General features: G+C 71.1%; 15 protein-coding genes and 1 pseudogene. 9 read left to right on the top strand and 7 right to left on the bottom strand.

Translation table 11 applies throughout. The annotated features are described in order from the left end of the window. Positions 1-13: 13 nt before the first annotated feature. The 4 genes from rpmG (at position 14) to rpsR (ending at position 1,923) form a co-directional block, all read left to right on the top strand. Positions 14-178, top strand: a complete 165-nt coding sequence (rpmG, locus tag ACFY2Z_RS04775) for a 50S ribosomal protein L33 (protein WP_390742724.1) — start codon at positions 14-16, stop codon at positions 176-178. Positions 179-183: 5 nt separating this feature from the next. Next, positions 184-441, top strand: coding sequence for a type B 50S ribosomal protein L31 (locus ACFY2Z_RS04770; protein ID WP_390742723.1), 258 nt, complete (start codon positions 184-186; stop codon positions 439-441). After that, positions 438-1,613 carry a GTP-binding protein gene (locus ACFY2Z_RS04765; protein ID WP_390742722.1) on the top strand — a complete coding sequence of 392 codons (1,176 nt, stop codon included), beginning with the start codon at positions 438-440 and terminating at the stop codon, positions 1,611-1,613. Before ACFY2Z_RS04770 ends, ACFY2Z_RS04765 begins: the two co-directional genes overlap by 4 nt. A 67-nt stretch (positions 1,614-1,680) precedes the next feature. Continuing rightward, positions 1,681-1,923, top strand: coding sequence for a 30S ribosomal protein S18 (gene rpsR / locus ACFY2Z_RS04760; protein ID WP_390742721.1), 243 nt, complete (start codon positions 1,681-1,683; stop codon positions 1,921-1,923). A 142-nt stretch (positions 1,924-2,065) separates the two neighbouring features. Here the strand turns inward: rpsR and ACFY2Z_RS04755 are convergent, their stop codons facing one another. The 7 genes from ACFY2Z_RS04755 to ACFY2Z_RS04725 all read right to left on the bottom strand — a co-directional run bounded on the left by ACFY2Z_RS04755 (position 2,066) and on the right by ACFY2Z_RS04725 (position 7,855). Next, positions 2,066-2,533 carry a Fur family transcriptional regulator gene (locus ACFY2Z_RS04755; RefSeq protein ID WP_390742720.1) on the bottom strand — a complete coding sequence of 156 codons (468 nt, stop codon included), beginning with the start codon at positions 2,531-2,533 and terminating at the stop codon, positions 2,066-2,068. 21 nt (positions 2,534-2,554) lie between these two features. Beyond that, a complete protein-coding gene (locus tag ACFY2Z_RS04750; RefSeq protein ID WP_390742719.1) occupies positions 2,555-3,424 on the bottom strand; it encodes a metal ABC transporter permease in 870 nt (289 codons plus the stop codon). Beyond that, positions 3,421-4,329 (bottom strand): metal ABC transporter permease, encoded by a 909-nt coding sequence (locus ACFY2Z_RS04745; RefSeq protein WP_390742718.1) that lies wholly within the window; start codon positions 4,327-4,329, stop codon positions 3,421-3,423. The genes ACFY2Z_RS04750 and ACFY2Z_RS04745 overlap by 4 nt, the downstream gene beginning before the upstream one ends. Beyond that, on the bottom strand, positions 4,316-5,254 hold the full coding sequence (locus ACFY2Z_RS04740) for a metal ABC transporter ATP-binding protein (protein ID WP_390742717.1): 939 nt from the start codon (positions 5,252-5,254) through the stop codon (positions 4,316-4,318). Before ACFY2Z_RS04740 ends, ACFY2Z_RS04745 begins: the two co-directional genes overlap by 14 nt. Before the next feature lie 9 nt (positions 5,255-5,263). Next, on the bottom strand, positions 5,264-6,241 hold the full coding sequence (locus ACFY2Z_RS04735) for a metal ABC transporter solute-binding protein, Zn/Mn family (protein WP_390742716.1): 978 nt from the start codon (positions 6,239-6,241) through the stop codon (positions 5,264-5,266). A gap of 209 nt (positions 6,242-6,450) precedes the next feature. Next, positions 6,451-6,843: an SCO5389 family protein gene (locus ACFY2Z_RS04730; protein WP_390742715.1), complete on the bottom strand. Its 393-nt coding sequence runs from the start codon at positions 6,841-6,843 to the stop codon at positions 6,451-6,453. Positions 6,844-6,895: 52 nt separating this feature from the next. Continuing rightward, positions 6,896-7,855, bottom strand: coding sequence for an ATP-binding protein (locus tag ACFY2Z_RS04725; protein ID WP_390742714.1), 960 nt, complete (start codon positions 7,853-7,855; stop codon positions 6,896-6,898). 170 nt (positions 7,856-8,025) lie between these two features. Between ACFY2Z_RS04725 and ACFY2Z_RS04720 the strand changes: the two are divergent. The 5 genes and pseudogenes from ACFY2Z_RS04720 to ACFY2Z_RS04700 form a co-directional block, all read left to right on the top strand. Then, positions 8,026-8,539, top strand: a pseudogene (locus ACFY2Z_RS04720) (aldo/keto reductase); the annotation flags it as partial. Then, positions 8,522-8,788, top strand: coding sequence for an alcohol dehydrogenase catalytic domain-containing protein (locus ACFY2Z_RS04715; protein ID WP_390742912.1), 267 nt, complete (start codon positions 8,522-8,524; stop codon positions 8,786-8,788). The pseudogene ACFY2Z_RS04720 and the gene ACFY2Z_RS04715, both read left to right, overlap by 18 nt. A 193-nt stretch (positions 8,789-8,981) precedes the next feature. After that, positions 8,982-10,859, top strand: a complete 1,878-nt coding sequence (locus ACFY2Z_RS04710) for a protein kinase (RefSeq protein ID WP_390742713.1) — start codon at positions 8,982-8,984, stop codon at positions 10,857-10,859. 454 nt (positions 10,860-11,313) lie between these two features. Then, positions 11,314-13,251 carry an FHA domain-containing protein gene (locus tag ACFY2Z_RS04705; protein WP_390742712.1) on the top strand — a complete coding sequence of 646 codons (1,938 nt, stop codon included), beginning with the start codon at positions 11,314-11,316 and terminating at the stop codon, positions 13,249-13,251. 151 nt (positions 13,252-13,402) lie between these two features. Beyond that, entirely contained in the window at positions 13,403-14,311 is a 909-nt protein-coding gene (locus ACFY2Z_RS04700) for a squalene/phytoene synthase family protein (RefSeq protein ID WP_390742711.1), read from the top strand. Positions 14,312-14,323 lie beyond the last annotated feature (12 nt).

The following is a 14,323-nucleotide window of genomic DNA, read 5'->3' as shown; positions in this document are numbered from 1 at the left end:
TATGGTGCTGCCCATGTCCCGTAACGAATTGCGACCGATCATCAAGCTGAGGTCCACCGCCGGCACCGGCTACACCTACGTGACCCGCAAGAACCGCCGGAACAACCCCGACCGGCTGACGCTGCGCAAGTACGACCCCGTCGTCGGCCGGCACATCGACTTCCGTGAGGAGCGCTGAGAGCGATGAAGCCCGGAATCCACCCCGAGTACCGCCCGGTCGTCTTCCGCGACCGGGCCGCCGACTACGCCTTCCTCACCCGGTCCACGGCCACCAGCGACAGGACCGTCGAGTGGGAGGACGGCAACACCTACCCCGTCATCGACGTCGAGATCTCCTCGGCGAGCCACCCCTTCTACACCGGCACCCAGCGGGTCCTGGACACCGCGGGCCGGGTCGAGCGCTTCGAGCGGCGCTACGGACGCGGACGGAGCAAGCGGTGAGCGTGGACGGGACGCGGTTGCCGGTCGCCGTCGTCGCCGGGCTGCACGCCGACGCCCGCCGGGCCGCCGTGGAGGAGATCCTGCGCACGGTTCCCGGCTCGGTGGCGCTGCACCACGACCTGACGTCCGCCGTCGACAGCGCGGTGCACCGGACCGTACGGGACGCCGGCGGTCTGCTGGGCAGCGGCGACGCGCCCCTCGTGAACGACTGCGCATGCTGCGCGCTGCGCGAGGACATGGTGCCCGAACTGCGGCGGCTCGCCGAGGAGGGCAGCCATCGGCTGGCCGTCCTGGAACTGTGGGACTCCGTCGAGCCCCAGGCCATGGCCGAGGTCATCGCCGCCGCGGGCGCGCCGCTGACGCTGACCGGCGTCGCCACCGCGATCGACCCCGCGCTCGTCCTGCCGTATCTGTCCAACGGCGACGACCTGGCCGACGTCGGCCTCGCCGCCGCCCCGACCGACCGGCGCACGGTCGCCGACACCTTCGCCCGGCAGCTGGAGTACCCCACGGTGATCGCCGTCGTCGAGGACAGCTCCCGCGAGGACGGCGGCGAGGTCGCCGACGACACCGACGACGCGCTGCTCGCCCAGCTCACACCGGGCGTACGGGCGCTACGGGTGCAGGGTGGTGGCCTGGGGGCCGCTCTGCTGGCGGGCTTCGACGTGGCAGCGGCGGCCGCCCGCCTGCATCCCGCGTGCGCGCTGCTGCCGCAGGAGTGCGACGAGCACGGCGTGAGCACCCTCGTCTGGCGGCGTGAACGGCCCTTCCACCCGCAGCGCCTCTACGCCGCGCTGGAGGACCTCACCTGTGCCGCCGCCCGCAGCCGTGGGCGGTTCTGGCTGGCCGACCGCCCCGACACGCTGCTGTCGTGGGAGGCCGCGGGCGGCGCGCTGTGCGTGGAGTCGGCCGGACCTTGGCTGGCCGTACTGCCTGAGGCCGCCTGGGAGATGGTTCCGGCCGAACGTCGCGTCGCGGCCTCGCTGGACTGGCACCACGAGCACGGTGACCGCTGCCAGTACCTCACCTTCACCTCGCCCGGCCTGGACCGTGACGGACTGCTGACGCTGCTCGACTCGTGCCTGCTCACCGACGACGAGTACGCGGCGGGCCGGGACGGCTGGCGACAACTGCCACACGCCTTCGACGACTTGCTCGACCCGGTGATCTGAACCCCGCCCAGTGGCCCGCATGCCCGACCGCACTCCCGGAGAGAGGACCGACCCCACCATGCCCATCATGCCCCGAAACAAGAGCGCCCGGCGGCAGACGGTCAAGCGTCAGCGCACCAACCCGCTGGACGCCGCCGGCGTCACGTACATCGACTACAAGGACACCGACCTGCTGCGGAAGTTCATCTCCGACCGCGGAAAGATCCGCAGTCGTCGGGTGACCCATGTGACACGTCAGCAGCAGCGGCAGATGGCACAGGCCATCAAGAACGCGCGCGAGATGGCTCTGCTGCCCTACAGCTCCCGATAGCCGGGCCCGCGTCAATGTGTCTCGTACGGGTCGGACAGTCCAGCCACCTGCCTGACCGTCCTGGCACCCAGCATCGGGGGTCGACGACCCCGCGGCTCACCGGAACGAAGCCATCGAACACTGACTGAGCAACAGCCATGGGTCACTGACTGTCGCCGCGCACAGACCCGTCCGCCGCCGCGGGCGCTCGGCGGCAGTCCGGGCACACTCCGCAGAGTTCGACCGTGTGCCGGACGTTCGCGAAGCCGGAGTCCTGTGCGACGGCTTCGGCCCAGTCCTCGACCGGGCCGGAGTCGACGGGGCGGCTCAGACCGCATTCCGTGCAGATGAGGTAGTGGCGGTGGTCGGGGCCGGGGCGGTAGCGGAAGAGGCGTTCACCGCCCGCGTCGCGGACCAGGTCGGCCCGGCCCGCGCCGGCCAGCCGGGTCAGGGTGCGGTAGACCGTGGACAGGCCGACCGGCGTGCCGTCGGCGGCGAGCCGGGCGTGGAGGGCCTGGGCGCCGATGAAACCGTCGGCCCGGATGAACGCCTGGAGGACGACGGAGCGTTGCTGGGTGCGGCGCCCGATCAGCGCGACTTCGGTGGGGGTGCGTTGCCGGGTGCGTGCCATCAGCGTGCCTCGCTCAGGTACTCATGGGCCGGTGGGGACAGCGGGTGGTGTGCGCGGGACGCCCACGGGCCGTCGTATCAGGAACGTGGCCGCGTAGACGGCCGTGGCGACGGCCATGACGGCGAAACTCGGCGGCATCTTCGGCACCGCGTAGGAAGCGAACAGTCCCGCCCACATCTCCAGTACCGCCAGCCCGGCGGACAGGGCGAGTGCGCGGTAGGGCCGGTCGGTGAGCCGGATGGCGGCCCCCGCGGGGGCGGCGAGCAGGCCGAGCAGAAGCAGGGAGCCCACGGCCTGGGTGGCCTCGGCGGCGCTGATCCCGGCGAGGGCGAGAAACCCGTATCCGAGCAGGCGTACCGGCACCCCTCGGGCGTCGGCCACGGCCTCGTCGAGCGTGGCGAACAGCAGCGGCCGGGCGATCAGCACCATCAGCAGGGCGACTCCGGCGGCCACCAGGGCGGCGACGACCGCGCTGCTGTAGGAGATGCCGAAGACGGAGCCGAACAGCACGCTGATGCCGGCGGTGCCGTTGGTGGTGCTGCGGGAGGTCGTGTAGAGGGTGATGAAGAAGGCGCCCAGGCCCAGGATCCAGGAGAAGACGCTGCCGATGACCACGTCGTCGGGGCGCGCCCGGCGGCCGAGGGCGCCGAAGAGCAGCGCCATGGCGACGGTGGCGGCGAACAGGCCCAGGCGCAGGTCGACGCCGAAGGCGAGGGCGGCCATCGCGCCGGTGAAGGCGACGTGGCTGAGCGCGTCGCCGGTGAAGACCTGGGCGCGCAGCACCAGGAAGTAGCCGACCAGTCCGCAGGCCGCGGCGATGGCGGTGCCGGCGAGGAAGGCGTGCTGGAAGAACGGCTGGGTCAGCGGTGAGGCGGCGAGCAGGCAGGTCATGCCGTCACCTCCCGGACCGCGGCCGGGGCGGTGACCCGGCGGCCGAGCACCTCGCGCAGCGAGCGCCTGCCCAGGGCGAGCAGATATCCGGCGAAGGCGATGGTCGTCACGAAGAAGCCCAGCGGATAGGGCGAGTAGTAGGCGGCGGTCAGCCCGAGCCAGGTCGCGGCGAACGCCAGCAGGACGGCCAGGGCCAGGCTCAACGCCGGGCGGGCGGTGAGGACCTGGGCGGTGGCGGCCGGAATCACCATGAGGGCGAAGACCAGGAGGGTTCCGGTGATCTGGCTCGCCTCGGCGGTGGCCGCGCCGAGCAGGACGAGAAAGCCGACGGACAGCGCGCGGACCGGCACTCCGCGTCCGGCGGCGACTTGCGGGTCGACGGAGGCGAACAGCAGCGGCCGTCCGATCAACGCCAGCACGGCCAGCACCACCACGCCGACCACCATCAGTACGGTCACCTGCGAGGACGTGATCCCCAGGAAGGTGCCGAAGAGGATGGTCTGCGGCCCCTCCAACAGCCCCCGGTACAGGGCGGTGAACAGGAACCCGGAGGCGAGCAGGAACGCCTGCACGGTCCCTGTGAGTGCGGACTCCTGGTGGTCGCCGCCGGCGCGCAGGGCAGCGAGGACCAGCGCGGCGGCCACGCAGAGTGTGAAGTAGCCGTAGACCGCGCTCACTCCGAGCAGGAGCGCTCCGGCTGCACCGGGGAAGGCGACCGTGGAGACCGTGTGCGCGGCGAACGTCTGGCGCCGCAGCACCACGAACCACCCCACCACCGCGGAGACCACGGCCACGACCGCGCCCGCGCGGAACGCGTTGACCATGAAGGGGTACGACCACATCTCCTGGACGTCGGCGAGGAGGTTCCACGACCAGGCCGGCGCCCCCGTCTCAGCGAGCAGCATGACCGCTCCCCGGGGTGTCGTGCCGATCGGTGTGCACCGCGGGCGCCTCCGGCTGGCCCACCACGACCAGCCGTCCGTCAGCGGTCCGCAGCACCTCGACCGGTGTGCCGTACAGGCGGGTCAGTGTCTCGGAGGTGATGACCTCGGCCGGTGTGCCGGCGGCGGCCCCGCCCTGGGTCAGGTACACCACCCGGTCCAGATGGTGAAGTATCGGGTTCACATCATGGGCGACCATCACCACCGACACCCCCTCCTGGTGGCAGATGCGCCCGATCAGTGCGGCGACCGCGCTCTGGTTGGGCAGATCGAGGCTGTCCAACGGCTCGTCCAGCAGCAGCAGTTCGGGCCTGCGCACCAGGGCCTGGGCGATCAGCAGCCGCTGCTGCTCACCGCCGGAACACCGACCGATCGGCCGGTGTGCGTACGCCGACGCCCCGACCAGCTCGATCACCTCGTCCACGCGCGCGCGGGCGGCCCGCCGGCGCACGCTCGGGAACGGCAGCGGCATCCCCCACCGGTCGCCGTCCAGGCCCAGGCGCACCACATCCACGCCACGGATCCGCAGGGAGGCGTCGAAACTGCGGCGCTGCGGCAGATAGCCGATGCGGTCGTTGGCCTGACCGGGCCGGGCGCCGAGCACCCGCACCTCACCGGCCGCCGCGGGGAGTGCGCCGAGCAGGACCTTGATCATGGTGGACTTGCCGACGCCGTTGGGGCCGAGCACGGCGGTGAACTCGCCGGCCCCGATGCGAAGGTCCACGCCCGACCACAGCGTACGGCCGCCGACCCGAACGGCCGCCCCGCGCAGGGCGGCCACCGGGGCGCTTTCGCCGCCCGGTGCGGTGTCGTGACCGCCGGTCCGGCGGGTGGGGAGGGTGGGGGCGCTGTGGGTGACGGCCTCGCGGGCCTTCGCCATCGGGTTCATGACGTCAGCTCACTTTCCGGTCGCCTTGTGCAGGGCCTGCTCGATGCCCTGCAGTTGAGCGGTCTGCCACTGCTGGAAGGAGGCGCCCGCCGGGCTGAGCGTCTCGGTGACGGTGGCGACGGGGATGCCTTCCGCCTTGGCCTCCTTGACCTGTGCCTGGACGTCCGGCGTGGAGTTCTGGGAGTTGTAGACGTAGACCTTGATCTTCTTGTTCTTGATCTGCTGGTCGATGGTGGCCTTGTCCTTGGCCGTTGGGTCGGAGCCCTCGCTCATCGCGTCCAGGAACGTCTCAGGGGTGAGCATCTTCAGCCCCAGACCCTCGGCGAGCGGAGTGACGATGGACTCCGAGGCGCCGATCGGTGTGCCCGCGTACTTCGCCTTGATGTCGGTGATGAGCTTGTTGTAGTCGGCAAGCGTCTTGGTCTCGAAGGCCGTCTTCTGCTGGTCGAAGTAGGCGGCGTCGGCCGGGTCGATCTTCTTGTAGTCGGCGGTGATCTTCTCGATGACCTGGTGGACGTCGGCGGGGGAGTACCAGCGGTGCGGGTTGCCGCCCGGCTTGATGCCGACCAGATCGCCGACCTTCAACTGGGTCCGCCCGCTGCCGGGGTTGGCGGCGAGCAGCTTGTCGGCCCAGGCGTCGTAGCCGATGCCGTTGACGACGGCGTACTGGGCGCCGGCCACGGTGCGGGCGTCGGCGGCGGTCGGCTCGTAGTCGTGCGGGTCGGTGGCCGGATTGGTGATGACGCTGGTCACCTTCACATGGCTGCCGCCGAGCTGGGAGGCGATGCTGCCCCAGAAGTTCTCCGCCGCCACCACCTGGATCGTCTTGCCCGAGCTGCTGCCACTGCCGGTCGCGGCGGTGTCGCTGGTGTGCGGGGAGGAGGTCGAGCAGGCGGTCGCCGCCAGGGCCGTGAGGGCGGCTGGCGCGGTGACGAGGGCGAGCCTCGCGGCCGGGCGGGCGGAACGGGAGGCGGGGACGGGGGACATGCGGGGCTCCTTCGGGCGGTGCCGGACGGTAGGCGGACACGTGCCGGCGGTGCGGTGACATCGTCACGCTAGATGGAAACGATTTTCACATCAATGGTAAATGAAAACCGTTGCCATCTCTTGACCCGGGTGTGCGCCGGGGCGGGGCTGTCGCCGGCATCGGCGTCGACGGCCCTGCCCCGGCGGAGACCACTGTCCCCGTGAGCGGCTCAGCAGTCGCGGAGCTCCGGCGACTGGTTGAGGATCTGCGCGCGCGGCGAGGTGAAGCGCGTGTGGGTTGCGCCGCCGCGCGCCTCGGGGCGGAAGGCGGCGACGCGGTGGCAGTTCTGGAAGGCGAGGGCGACGCCGAAGTGACGCTCGAGGCTGCCTCGGATCGCGTCGCTGGACAGTGCGCGCAGCAGCTGCCCGCGCTCCTTCTCGGAGGGCGGCGGGGTCTGGTTGTCGGTGAACTCCGCAGTGCTGGAGCGGAGTTCACCGGCGAGGCGGGCGATGAGGTCGTAGGCGTACGGCAGGGAGGTACGGACCGTTTCCACGAAGTCCTGGTCCCGAACCTCGCCGTTCTCGGCTTCGGCGAGCAGCTGCGGGGAGACGTCGAGCGACATGAGGGCTGTCCTGTTCTGTGCTGAGGTTCTGCGGGCTTGGGGCGGACCGGGGTCAGGCGACGGCGGCCGGGGCCTCGGGGCCGTGCCGGAAGTCGGGGTCGACCTGGCCGGCGAGGTCCTGTCCCGTGGCGTCGTTGGCCCAGGCGGTGGCGTTGCGCAGATGGAACTCGACGGCGTGCCGCTGGAAGGCCGCCCAGTCCTTGGGGCGGCCGTCGACGGCCGCGCGCAACTGCTCAAGGGTGTGGGTGTTGTGCGGCTCCAGTTCCCCGTGGCCGCGACCCTGCTCCTGGGCGCGGACGTACGACGACTGCACGCAGTGGGCGAGCAGGTCGTCGCCGACGTGGGCGCGGAGGAAGGCGAGGTCGTCCTCGCCGGTGACCTTGTTGCCGACGACGGCGACCGGGATGCCGAACTCGGCCGCGTGATCGCGGTACTGGCGGTAGACGGACACGCTCTTCCGGGTCGGCTCGACCACCAGGAACGTGATGTCGAAGCGGGTGAACAGGCCGGAGGCGAAGGCGTCGGCGCCGGCGGTCATGTCGACGACGACGTATTCGTCCGGGCCGTCCACGAGGTGGTTGAGATAGAGCTCGACCGCGCCGAGCTTGGAGTGGTAGCAGGCCACACCGAGGTCGGTCTCGTCGAAGGCGCCGGTGACCATGAGCGGTACGCCGCCGACCACCTGGACGTGGTGGGAGTGGACCTCGTCCTCCTCCAGCAGCCGCAGCAGGCGCGAGCCGCGGCCGGGCGGGGTCGTCTTGACCATGGCCTCGCGGGACGGGATCCGCGGGTTGGTGCCCCGTAGATAGTCCTTGATCTCCCCGGTCCGCGCGCTGAGCGGCGGCGCGGCGAAGAACTCGTCCTCGTCGAGACCGAGGGCGTACGCCAGGTGCTGGTTGATGTCGCCGTCGATGGCGACGACCGGCGCGCCCGAGCGGGCCAGGTGACGGGCGAAGAGGGCCGACAAGGTCGTCTTGCCGCTGCCGCCCTTGCCCACGAATGCGACACGCATGGCTAACCACTCCTATTGAAAATGGATGTCATGCGCATAGGCTGGTGGTGCGACGGGACGGTGTCAAATCACTCGCATCTCAACTCGTCCGTCTCACAGGCAAGTTGGGCCATTCGTGGGAGGAGCGAGGGGTCCCCTTGAGCCTTGCGGAGGAAACAGGTGGATGAACCATGCGGCATACGGCCCTCGGGGCCGACCTTTCACGGGGCATCCGCGCCAGCCACCGCGCGATCGATCCGGGCATCACCCACATCGACACGCCCCTTCACCAATGAGGAACTGGTCGGCAAGGCGCTCAAGGGCCGCCGCGACCAGGCCGTGCCGGCGTCGAAGGCCGGCTTCGTCTCGCACACGGGGCGCGCGGGCGGCCTCGACCGCAGCCCGGCCGGCGTCCGCATCGCCGTCGACGGCTCCCGAGGCGGCAGGGAACCGACCACATCGACCTGTACTACCAGCACCGCGTCGCCCCGGACACCCCGATCGAGGAGACCGTCGGCGCACTGGCCGAACTGGTCGGCGAGGGCAGGATCCGGTACAGCGGCCTGTCGGAGGCCGCACCGGCCACGATCCGCCGCGCACGCCGTGCACCCGGTCACCGGGCTGCAGACGGAGTACTCCCTGCGGTCGCGCGACCCGGAGGCCGAGATCCTGCCGACGACCCGGGAGCTGGGCATCGGCTTCGTACGTTCCTGTGTCCGCGGCGGCGACCTGTGGCCGTACGCCCAGATGCCCACCACGCCGGAAGGCCGGCACATGGGCCATGAGTTCCTGGGCGTGGTCGAGGACGTCGGCTCCGACGTGTCCGGTCCGAAGGCCGGCGACCTGGTGGTCGAGCCCTTCCTCTGGCAGGACGACACCTGCGGCTTCTGCCGCGAGGGAGTGGCACGTCGAGCCCCTACCCCGGTCCGCACTTCACGAACTTCGGGTGTTTGATCATACTGTCCAGGGGCTGTGTCCTTGCGGTCGGTGGCGTGGTGCGTCGCCGGTCGTTCCGCGGCGGCGCAACGACCGGCGAATACGTCCGGCCGTGGCCGAACCGAAGGGACCCCGGCCCGGCAGGCCACGGATCGGACGGGGGCGTCGCCACTCCTCGGCCGTTCGCATCAGGACAGGGAGTACGGCCCTCATGCCACAACAGAACACGGCGTCGCCGGACGCGGGTGCCGAACGGCTGGTCGCCGGTCGGTACCGCTTGCTGGCCGTTCTCGGCGAGGGCGGTATGGGCACGGTGTGGCGGGCCCTCGACGAGGTGCTGCACCGCGAGGTCGCCGTCAAGGAGGTACGCCCTCCCGTCGGACTGACAGTGGCGCAGGTCGAACGGATGTACACCCGCTTGGAGCGGGAGGCCTGGGCGGCGGCGCGTATCAGCGCTCCCGGTGTCGTGACCGTCCACGACGTCGCCACCGACGACGGCCGGCCATGGATCGTCATGGAGTTCGTCCGCGGCCGGTCGCTGGCCGACGTGATCGGCTCCGAGGGCGCCCTCGCACCGCGGGAGGCCGCGCGCATAGGTGCCGAGGTGCTGGCCGCGCTGCGCGCCGCGCACGGCGCCGGAGTGCTGCACCGCGATGTGAAGCCCGCCAACGTCCTGCTCGCGGACGACGGCAGGGTGGTGCTCACCGACTTCGGCATCGCCACCGTGGAGGGGGACTCCGCGCTGACGCTGACCGGCGAGGTCGTCGGCTCTCCCGAGTATCTGGCACCGGAGCGGGCACTGGGCCGCAACCCCGGCCCCGCGTCGGACCTGTGGTCCCTCGGAGCGCTGCTCTACACGGCCGTCCAGGGCCGTTCGCCCTTCCGCCGGACCACCCCGCTGGCCACTCTGCGCGCTGTCGTGGACGACGAGTTGCCCCCGCCGCACCGGGCCGGGCCCCTTGTGTCCGTCATCGAGGGCCTGATGCGCAAGGACCCCGACGACCGGATGCCGGTCGAACAGGCCGAGCAGGAACTGCGCCTGGCCGGTGCCGACGCCGTCTCCGGCGCCGACACGGCCACGCCGTCCGCCGCCCCGCTGCCCGCATCGACCACCGAGGAGCTGCCCACCGCCGAGTCCCCGCTCGGGGAGACCGCACCCACGGCCATGGCCACGGCCCCGGTCACAGCCACAGTCACAGCCGTGGCCGGGCCAGCGACTGTCCCGGCGTCATCGTCCGCCCCGGAAGAAGCCACGGACCTCACCGCCTCCGCCCCCGCCGCGCCGGAAACGGGGACGACAGCCACGGTCGACGTACCGGCGGCGGACATGTCCGCAGCGACGGTCGACGTACCCACCGCCACGGTCGCCACCCCCACGGTCCCGGCGCACCCCGACTTCCCCGCCGCTCCGACCCCGGAGGCCGGCTCGGCTTCGGGCAACGACGAGTCGGCCACCGTGGCGGCCGGGCCGGCAGCAGGACCCGTACCCACAGCCGTCCCCGCGCCGCTCGCGCCCCAGGGCGCCGAAGCGTCCGGTCAGGGCCCCGAGCGGCGGAGCCGGCGCGTCGGGTATCTGACCGCGGCGGGAGCGGCCGTGCTCGCGCTGCTCGTCGGCGGTCTGGGCTATGCGCTCGGCGGCGGCGACGGTGGGGGCCACAAGGGCAGCGGCTCGCCCACGAAGCAGGCGCAGAGCGCCGCCTCCGGTGGGGCGGGCAGCGGGTCGGACCAGACCGATAAGCAGCCCGTCTCGGTCACCGTGCAGGGGGGCGCGACCACGTATGTCGGAGACTGCCCCCCGGCGGACTCACAGGCTCCCTGGTTCACGGCGACCTTCAAGGTGTCCCAACTGCCCTTCCAGTTCTCGTACCGGTGGGTCTCGGCGAACGGGTCCGTGATCGACCGGCAGTGGCGGACGCTGGCGTTCCCGAACGGCGGCCCCCGCACCCATCAGGAGACGGTGCGGCTGTCGACGTACGCGCAGACCGGAACGCTCCGCAGCAAGATGGCCGTGGAGATCCGCTCGCCGTTCGAGGCCGTGTCCAACGCGGTGCCGTTCTCGGTGACATGCGACTCGTCCTCGGGCGGCTAGTGCTGTGACCGGAAAGGTTCGCCGACTCGCGACTCCCCGGGCCCGGCGGCTGGGAGGTGCCCCCAGGCACGGCACCTCGCCGCGTCGTCGCATCGCCCGAGTACATCCGGTACGCGGGCGAGGCTCCGCCTTGCGAGGCTCCCCCACTGTCTGAACGGCGTGGGGGCACCCCCAGCACCGGACGCCGCGAGCTTTCCGGCAAACCTTTCCGGTCACAGCACCAGTCAACCGGGCATCAAGGCCGGTGCCGCGCAACCGAGTCGTTCCCGCGCATCCGCCATACTTCAACCAGTACGAGTCGGATCGCTTCCGGGCCGACTCGGACATCACCGGTCAAGTGAGACCTGCTGGACCGGAGTTCTGTGGGAGTGACGTACCGCTCCCATCTTCGTAGCGGATCAACCGCAGGGTGCGGTTCCTCTGCCCGCACCCGAGACTTTCGCAAGGAGTTTCTGTGTCGTCGGTCATCGTGGGACGCACGGGTCCCTTCGCCGGTCAGAGCGTGGTTCTGGGCAGCGCCCCGTTGCGGTTCGGACGCAAGAGCGACAACGACGTCATCATCGTCAGCGTGAGCGCCTCCCGCCTGCACACCGAGATCGTGGCGGAGGAAGGCGCGTACGTCCTCTACGACCGCAGCAAGAACGGCACTTTCGTCAACGAGGAGCGCGTCACCCGTCATGTGCTCGCGCCCGGCGACTCCATACGCATCGGCGACGAGACCTTCCTGTTCGAGACGCAGGAGGCCCTGGAGACGGTCATGGACCTCTCCCAGCTCGATCTGCCCCGCTCCGATGCGGCGGCGAACCCGGGCGAGCTGCGGGTCACGGTGACCGGAGGCGGCCCGGTCGGCCTCGCCTTCGCCCTGCTGCTGGAGGACGCCCTGCCGGGGAGGGCGTCCATCACCGTCTACGACGGCCGGTGGATCAGGAACGGCTCCACCGTGGTCTGGAAGGACGAGACCCAGGGCAACGTCCGCCGCCAGCAGGTCGTCACCGTCCAGAGCCGGCAGTACCTCGCGCTCACCGACGAGATGCAGTCGGCGCTGTTCGACGCGGGCGGATTCTCCGAGATGTGGCCCCTGGGACCGGACTCCGTGGACGGCCGCCCGCCCCGCAACATCAGGATCGCCTACATCGAGGACAAGCTGCTGGAGCTGGCCAACGCCAAGCCCGCGATCCGCCTGGTGCCGAAGCGGTTCGATCCGTCGGAGCAGCAGCACCGGCTCTCCCAGGAACACGTCCTGGTGATCGGTGAGGGCGGCCGGTCGCGCACCCGAGAGCACTTCGCGGACAGGTTCGGCGCGGCCGACTCCTCGATCTACTCCCTCGACGGGGAGCACCTTCAGGACCTGGTGCTGGGACTGCGGGTCAAGTCCCGGCTCTCGGACCCCATGAGCGTCCTGCTCACCGTGGCGCAGAACCGGTTCCTGCTCAACTCGCTGCGTGGCGAGGGGTTCCTCAACATGAGGCTGACCCGCGAGGAGGCCGGCAACGTGATCGGCATCGACCCGGTTCGGCAGGTCTTCGAGGAGTGCGTCGCGGCCCGGCCCTGCCTGATGAGCCGCCAGGAGGACAACGAGTTCGTCTGCCCGACCCATGGGACCCTGTTCCTGCCCGCCCTGCTGCGCAGCTCGCCGCTGTGGAAGCGGATCCAGGAGGGCCTGCGGCTGTTCGGCGTCGCCGAGGACGATCTCACCGCCGTCACCTCGTTCCGGCTGGACATGGTGCAGCGCCCCCGGTTCACGGCCCAGCTCACCCGCCCCACCGCCACGACCCCCGGAACCTACGGCTTCCTGCTCGGCGACGCGGCCAACGCCATCCACTTCTGGCCCGGCCGCGGCCTCAACAGCGGCCTCGCCTCGGCAGTCTCCCTCGCCCGCTCCCTCAGCCGGGTCTGGCAGGGCCGTCCGCTGCGCGACGCCGACTTCATCCGGCACGAGGCGGCGATGTCCATGCTCCAGTACCGGCACAAGAGCCGGGCCTGGAACGCCATGGTCACCACCGACGAACGAGGCATGACCCGCGCCATCAAGGACATCATCGCGGACAGCATGGAGGGGGCCCGGGTCGCCGCCGAACCCGACGACGAGCGGTCCGATCTGGACATCCTGCTGGACCGCATGGGCGCGATCCGCGAGCGCCTCGCTCCCCGCCTCCCCGGAATGCCCGGCGACGAGGAACTGCGCAGCCACCTGTCCGCCCTGGCTCCGTCGACCCTGCGGACCCTGCGGGAGAGCGGTGCCTGGGACACGCTGATCGTCGGCGGCGAGGAGGCCGACATCGACATCTTCTACCAGTCGGACTCCCCGGTCTTCGTCGGCCGCCCCGTCGATCCGCGCGTCATGGGCCGGCCGGCAGACCCGCGGCAGCCGGGGGCGCTCGACCCGGCGTGACGCCGGCACTCCGTCGCTGAGGCCGAAGGGCCGCATCCCGTCCCGCTGCCAGAAGAAGGGGGCCCGGCAAATGTCGGGCCCCCTTTCGCGATCCACTACGCCGAGCCGGAGACGGCCACGGCGTTCACAACGCCACGCATACGATCAAGTCATGAACGCATGGATTGAGAGCCTGGACGCGGCGGGGATCCGGGAACCGGCGCTGCGCAGGGACTACGACGCTCAGCGCCGCCTGGTGTCGCGTTTCCGCCGCACCTCATATCTGGCGGTTCAGCTGTTGCTGCCACGGCCGATGCTGCCCCATGTGATCGCGGCGACGGCCGTGATGCACCACGGGGACAACCTTCTGGACACCGGTACGAAGACGCAGCGAGCCGCAAGGTGGGCGTCTTGGGAACAGCAGGTGCGTCAGGTGCTGGACACCGGAGTGAGCGGTGATCCGCTGCTCCGCACGCTGGCTCACACCATCGCGGCGCACCCGCGGCTTCGCAGGCCCGTGGAGGAGTATCTGTCCACCGCGACGGCCGAGCTGGAGTTCACCGGACTCCACGACGAGGCGGACTACCAGGCCTATGTCGATGCCTATTCACTGCCCGCGTTCATGCTGGTCGGCGCGCTGGTGGGGCCGGAGGCCGGCGACGGGTCGTATCGGGCGGCGTGCCGGACGTTCATCGACGGCAGCCAGCGGCTGGACTTCGTCAACGACATCGCCGAGGACCTGCGGGAGGGACGGCTGGGTATCCCGGCGAAGACGCTGGAACACTTCTCCGTCAAGCCGGAGGACATGGCCGCGGGGCGCGAAGTACCGGGCGTACGGGAGCTGGTGGCTCATGAGGTCGGGCAGGCGCGCACGACCTTGCAGGCGGCCAGGGAACTGCCCGCCCTGGCGCCGGCCCCCTACCGTCCGCTGATGGGCGCGCTGATCGAGGTCGAGCTGCTGACCGCTGATGCCGCGCTGACGCGTGGTGCCAAGCTGCTGCGCGGCTCGGCGAGGCCGTCGCCGGTGCCGACGCTACGGGTGCTGCTGGGCGCTCGCCGAAGGGCGCGCAAGGGAGGCTGACCGCTGTGCCGT

Source organism: Streptomyces sp. NPDC001222, from assembly GCF_042896945.1.
Classification (GTDB): domain Bacteria; phylum Actinomycetota; class Actinomycetes; order Streptomycetales; family Streptomycetaceae; genus Streptomyces; species Streptomyces gibsoniae.
The sequence above is the reverse complement of the archived record's forward strand: the minus strand, read 5'-3'. Positions and strand labels throughout refer to the sequence as shown.